The sequence below is a fragment of the Clostridium sp. UBA1056 genome, from assembly GCA_002316385.1.
GTDB lineage: Bacteria > Bacillota > Clostridia > Clostridiales > Clostridiaceae > Clostridium_J.
Genome location: DCDL01000030.1, coordinates 13,647 through 19,179, shown reverse-complemented (window position 1 = coordinate 19,179; position 5,533 = coordinate 13,647). Strand labels below are relative to the sequence as shown.

The 5,533-nt window shown below is 28.2% G+C and carries 6 protein-coding genes; 3 read left to right on the top strand and 3 right to left on the bottom strand.

Annotated features, from left to right (window positions below):
• Positions 1-455, top strand: a 455-nt coding sequence (locus B3W71_RS09375; protein WP_346888676.1) for an HIRAN domain-containing protein, incomplete at its 5' end; no start/stop codon positions are given.
• Positions 456-534: 79 nt separating this feature from the next.
• Positions 535-918 (top strand): 8-oxo-dGTP diphosphatase MutT, encoded by a 384-nt coding sequence (gene mutT / locus B3W71_RS09370; protein WP_346888675.1) that lies wholly within the window; start codon positions 535-537, stop codon positions 916-918.
• A 165-nt stretch (positions 919-1,083) separates the two neighbouring features.
• Here the strand turns inward: mutT and B3W71_RS09365 are convergent, their stop codons facing one another.
• The 3 genes from B3W71_RS09365 to B3W71_RS09355 all read right to left on the bottom strand — a co-directional run bounded on the left by B3W71_RS09365 (position 1,084) and on the right by B3W71_RS09355 (position 3,810).
• Positions 1,084-2,091: an ABC transporter substrate-binding protein gene (locus B3W71_RS09365; protein WP_346888674.1), complete on the bottom strand. Its 1,008-nt coding sequence runs from the start codon at positions 2,089-2,091 to the stop codon at positions 1,084-1,086.
• Positions 2,092-2,174: 83 nt separating this feature from the next.
• Complete coding sequence (locus B3W71_RS09360) at positions 2,175-2,930, bottom strand: ABC transporter ATP-binding protein (protein WP_346888673.1); 756 nt, start codon at positions 2,928-2,930, stop codon at positions 2,175-2,177.
• Positions 2,917-3,810 carry an ABC transporter permease gene (locus tag B3W71_RS09355; protein WP_346888672.1) on the bottom strand — a complete coding sequence of 298 codons (894 nt, stop codon included), beginning with the start codon at positions 3,808-3,810 and terminating at the stop codon, positions 2,917-2,919. Before B3W71_RS09355 ends, B3W71_RS09360 begins: the two co-directional genes overlap by 14 nt.
• Positions 3,811-4,654: 844 nt before the next feature.
• Between B3W71_RS09355 and B3W71_RS09350 the strand changes: the two genes are divergently transcribed.
• Positions 4,655-5,497, top strand: coding sequence for a L,D-transpeptidase family protein (locus B3W71_RS09350; RefSeq protein WP_346888671.1), 843 nt, complete (start codon positions 4,655-4,657; stop codon positions 5,495-5,497).
• Positions 5,498-5,533: the final 36 nt, after the last annotated feature.

Sequence of the window (5,533 nt, the reverse complement as noted above, 5' to 3'; positions counted from 1 at the left end):
GTAAAGATTACTGTAAAATCAACGCTTTGAAACATATTATACAGTCATTTACTAAATATAACAATATGGATAAATCAATAACAAGCTATAGTGGTGGAGGAAAAATAGCCAACATAATAGAAACAGGTGGACTAGCATTACCATTTGAAAATACCATATATCTTCAATCTGTAAGGGTAGCAGGAATGAAATACTATATAAAAGATGACTTTATTTTATTAGAGGGAGATAAAATAAAGTTAAAAAGGGAACCTGATAATGTATATGATAACTATGCTATAGAATTATTTACAGTAAAGGGTGAAAAGATAGGTTATATACCAAGAAAAACAAATAAAATATTTGCAAGACTTATGGATGGAGGAAAAATGTTAAGTGCTGAAGTAAGAACTGTGGATTATTACTTTAAAAATTTACAAGAGGTGTGGATAAGAATATTCTTAAATGATTTATAATAGCATGAATTAACTAAGATTTGACTTAATAAATTTTAGTGTATAATTATATGTGATAATAAGTCATAGGAGGATATCTATGAAATCAATAGAAGTAGTAGCCGCTATTATAAAAAGTAATGATGAGATATTTATAACTAAGAGAGCTGAAGGTGATTTTGCTGATATGTGGGAGTTCCCAGGTGGTAAGATTGAGAAAGGGGAATCTAGAGAAGAGGCTTTAATCCGTGAAATTAAAGAGGAGCTAGAGTTAGATATTAAGATAGATACATATTTAACTACAATAGAATATGATTATCCTAATTTTCATCTTATAATGCATTGTTATATTTCAGAAATAGTAGGTGGAGAGCTTAAATTAAATGATCATAATGATGCAAAATGGATAAGTTTTGAGGAATTAAATAGCCAAAGATGGGTTCCAGCAGATATTTTAGTGGTGGATGTTTTAAAGGCATTATAATAAAAGGTGATATTATTTAATAACCAATTAGATAATACCACATTTTTATTTTTTGTCTGCAAGCTTTGCTATACGCAAAAATGTCTTAAGGCACTGTGTATTTTGAAGAATTATAAATATCTAATTGTGCAATTTACTCATTTATATAAATAGACGTGTAAATAATTAATTTTTTTCAGTTTTAATATATGTTATGTTTTTATCATCAATTTTTTCCAAAGAAAGAGAGTTTAGTGTATCTTCATTAACTATTATTTGAGTTTCATCTAACATGGTTACAGGAATATTAGATATTTCCTCACCATTTAAAACTTTAACAGCAAGTTCTCCAGTTTTATAACCTAATTTTTCATAGTCGATACCTTGACATGCAAGTGCACCAGATTTGACAGAACCATCTTCAGAAGATATTATTGGCACTTTATTATTAGTAGCAATTTTAGAAACTATTGGCATGGATGAAACAATTAAGTTATCTGTTGGAACATATAAAACATCTATTTTACCTACTAAACTAGACATAGCTTGACTAATTTCCATTGAAGAGGAAACACCCTTTTCTACAACTTTATAATTATTTTTAGATGCATACTCTTTTAGAGTATCAACTTGTATCTTTGAATTTACTTCACTAGTATTATATAAAACACCTATAGTTTTAGCATCTGGGATAAACATTTTAATTAATTCTAGATTTTTATCTATAGATATGTAATCTGATGTGCCTGATACATTTCTTTCAGGTTTATCTATAGATTTTACTAGACCAGCAGCAACTGGATCAGTAACAGCAGTCATTAATATCGGTATATCTTTAGTTGCATTGTAAGCTGCTTGAGCTGATGGCGTTGATATAGCATATATTAAATCCTTTTTATCAGATACAAACTTATTTGCAATCATTTGAGTTGTAGGCATATCATTTTGGGCATTTTGGTAATCAATTTTTATGTTTTCTCCATCTTTATACCCATTATCTTCTAGTGCTTTTATGAAGCCATCTCTTGCTTTATCTAAAGATGGATGTTCTACTAGCTGAGTAATACCTATTGCTTTGATATCCTTATTTGAATCAGATAATTTATCATTATTATTCTTAGAACAACCTGTAAGTAAAGAAACTCCAATTGTTCCTACTAAAATTAAACTCATTAACTTATTTTTTATTGTCATAATATAATCCTCCTAAATTTTATTTTTATATATGTATTTAAATCTATATATTAACTAATTAAGCTATAATTAAGCCTTATATTTTAAACTGCATACTCAAATTTATTTAGTATTTCTTCTATACTTATATTTGATTTTTCCTCACCACTTATATCTAAAATCACTTCTCCTTTATGAAGCATTATAAGTCTATCACCATAGCTAATAGCATGCTTTAGATTATGAGTTACCATTAGTGTGGTTATATTTTTTTCCCTAACAATTTTATTAGTTAACTCTATAATTTCATCTGAAGTTTTAGGATCTAAAGCAGCAGTATGTTCATCTAGTAATAAAACCTTTGGATTTGTAATAGTAGACATAATTAGGGAAAGTGCTTGTCTTTGACCGCCTGATAGATATTTTACTTGAACGTCTAAATATTTTTTTAAGTCAAGTGATATATCTTCTAATAAATCTTCCATAACTTCAGTTTTATGACGGAGACATTTTTTAAGATTTAGTAAACTTCCTTTGTTTAAAGCTAAGGATAAATTTTCTTTAACTGTCATAGAAGGACAAGTGCCTAAACTTGGATCTTGGAACACCCTGCTTATTAGCTGAGTTTTTTTATGTTCAGCTAGCTTTGTTAAATTATTACCATCTAATAAAATATCTCCTTGGCTTTCTTTTATAAAACCTGAAATTATATTAAGTAAAGTAGACTTACCTGTACCATTACTTCCGATGATACTAACAAATTCACCTTTATTTATAGTTAGTGATAGATCTTTGAAAATTATATTAGGATCTCCGTATGGATTAGGGAATGTTTTTGAAATATTTTTAATCTGCAACATCTAAAGCACCTCTTTTCTTTAAATTTTTATAGTTACTATTGTTATTAGCAAAAACATTTAGGTTACCAACACTTAAGAATAAAATTATTACTATAGAAGTCATTAATTTTAAGTTATTAGGAGGTACTATACCTAAATCTATTGCAAAATAAATTGTAAATTGGTAGATTAAAGTCCCTAATAATATAGATGTTGTGGTTTTAATAAATGTAAGTTTCTTAAATATGGAGATGCCAATTATAATTGATGCTATTCCAAGTATTAAAGTACCAATCCCTAAATTAACATCAGAGAATCCTTGAAATTGAGCAAACAAGCTACCAGATAAAGCAACAAGAGCATTAGATAGCATTAATCCTAATATTTTTATAGTACCAGTATTAATTCCTAATGATTTAACCATCTGAGGATTATCACCAACGGCTTTTAATGTATATCCAAGACCAGTAGTTAAGAATAAATCTAAAATAAATTTGCAAAACAATACAATTATTGCAACTAATACTAGTGGAGAAATGCCCATATTAAATAGGTGATTGAGGTCAAATAATGGAACGTTTGACTTTCCCATTATGCCTAGATTAATAGAGTAAAGCATACCCATAACTAAGATTCCTGAAAGTAAGTTAGAGATTTTAAGTTTGATGTGTAAAATACCAGTAACAAGACCAGAAATTAAACCACATATCATAGCTAATAAAGTTCCAATTATTGGAGAGATGTTGTTAGTTAAAGAGAAAGCAATGATAGCCCCGCCTAATGAGAAACTTCCATCAACAGATAAGTCTGGGAAATCTAAAATTTTATAGCTGATATAAATACCTAATACCATAATTGATAAGATTAAACTTTGTATTACTACAGATGCAATTCCTGCCATAAAAAGCACTCCTTTTAAAATTTATTATATATAAAAAACCACATGGTATAGTCCATGTGGTCCATTTTTGAATATAAGAAAGCCACATAGAATAATCCAGGTGGCTTATTTTTGGATATAAAAAAGCCACACAGTATAATCTGCGTGACTTTATAAATGATGATAATAATGAATAACATTATAAACAATATAGCCAACACAGATACAATCCCTAATTATCAGTAAGTTCTAAGGGCTTTGTATCCATGTTAAAATTTAATTAAATTTGTAACGTGATACAAACCCTATATAAATTGGCTATAAAAACTAAATCGTGCTTGTTTGTTTATTAAAGTATTCATAATTACCCTCCAGTTTCATTTCATAATTAATAATATTTTTCATAGAAAAACAAAGATAAGTTTTAATATTTGTTTTCCTTTTAATTTATTAAGAGTATATTCTATTTAAGATTGTAAGTCAATAAAAAAATATAAGACTGGTTAAATTTTTCATAAATTAATTAGAATTTATTCATAATATCTTCCCAACTTATATCTATTAAATCCTTTGCCATTAACAGGACCTCCTTTTAATTTCATACCTACTATTTTAGCAAAGGTATTTTGCCAAACTAGGTGTTAATTCTTTTACACTTACAAATATCTAAAGGGTAGAGTAGTGGATTTTACCCACCGTGCTTCGCCTCCACCATTGAAATCCACGAGAATGCATTGATAATTTTATCAATGTATTTTTTAGTATCAAAGATATATATTTTTTATCAGCTAGTCTTGAGTATAATAGTTCTAAATAAAGAAAAAGTCTCATAGAATATTATAAAAAATAATTTTAGAGGTTAAGTATGAAAGGATATACAAGACAACAACAAAATTCATATAAGTACACCTTAGCTAATACTAATTTAAGAAAAGAAAAATCTACTTTTTCGTATGTAATCACTGTAATACCGGCAGGGTCTAAGGTTCAAGTTATCGACGCTGAAGAAGATTGGTATGAAGTATCATATAATGGACAAAGTGGGTATGTATATAGTGATTATTTATCTACAACAAAATATACATGGACAGATGTTACTTTAAGGTCTTATCCATCTGCTGAGTCAAAGCCAGTGACTACAATTCCTCCAAAATCTATGGTACAAGTGCTGTCTGTAAATGGAGACTGGAGTCATGTTATGTATGACAATCAAGAAGGATATATATTTAGCTATTTTCTTTCTGATGATGGAAATCCACCTGAAGAATATGATTTTAAGTATTTTTACACCGATATGACAAAGTTTGTAAATGATAATCAAATTAAAAGCCCAACTATAAATTTAATTACAACAGATTTAGAAAATAAGCTTACTTATATATTTGAAAAAAATTATAACGGTTTATGGAAATTGCTATATAAGTGGTCATGTACAGTAGGTAAACCTAGTACACCAACTATTGTGGGAACTTTTTATGTTAGCGGTAGAAAGCCTTACTTTGGCTCTGATGCTTATAGAGTAAAATACGCTACTAGAATTCGAGGTAGCTACTATTATCATTCAATTTTATTTAATGCAGCAGGAACTGAAATAATTGATGATAGACTTGGTATGGCCTTGAGTCATGGATGTATTCGATTAGCTGTAGAAAATGCTCACTGGATTTATGATAATATATTAGATAAAACTACTATAATTATAAACTAAATTAATATATAGGCTCTATAAGGCATCTGAAAATAA

Coding starts and splice junctions, on each gene's coding strand:
- mutT (WP_346888675.1), top strand. CDS start 535: ATGAAATCAATAGAAGTAGTAGCCGCTATTATAAAAAGTAATGATGAG.
- B3W71_RS09350 (WP_346888671.1), top strand. CDS start 4,655: ATGAAAGGATATACAAGACAACAACAAAATTCATATAAGTACACCTTA.
- B3W71_RS09365 (WP_346888674.1), bottom strand. CDS start 2,091: ATGACAATAAAAAATAAGTTAATGAGTTTAATTTTAGTAGGAACAATT.
- B3W71_RS09360 (WP_346888673.1), bottom strand. CDS start 2,930: ATGTTGCAGATTAAAAATATTTCAAAAACATTCCCTAATCCATACGGA.
- B3W71_RS09355 (WP_346888672.1), bottom strand. CDS start 3,810: ATGGCAGGAATTGCATCTGTAGTAATACAAAGTTTAATCTTATCAATT.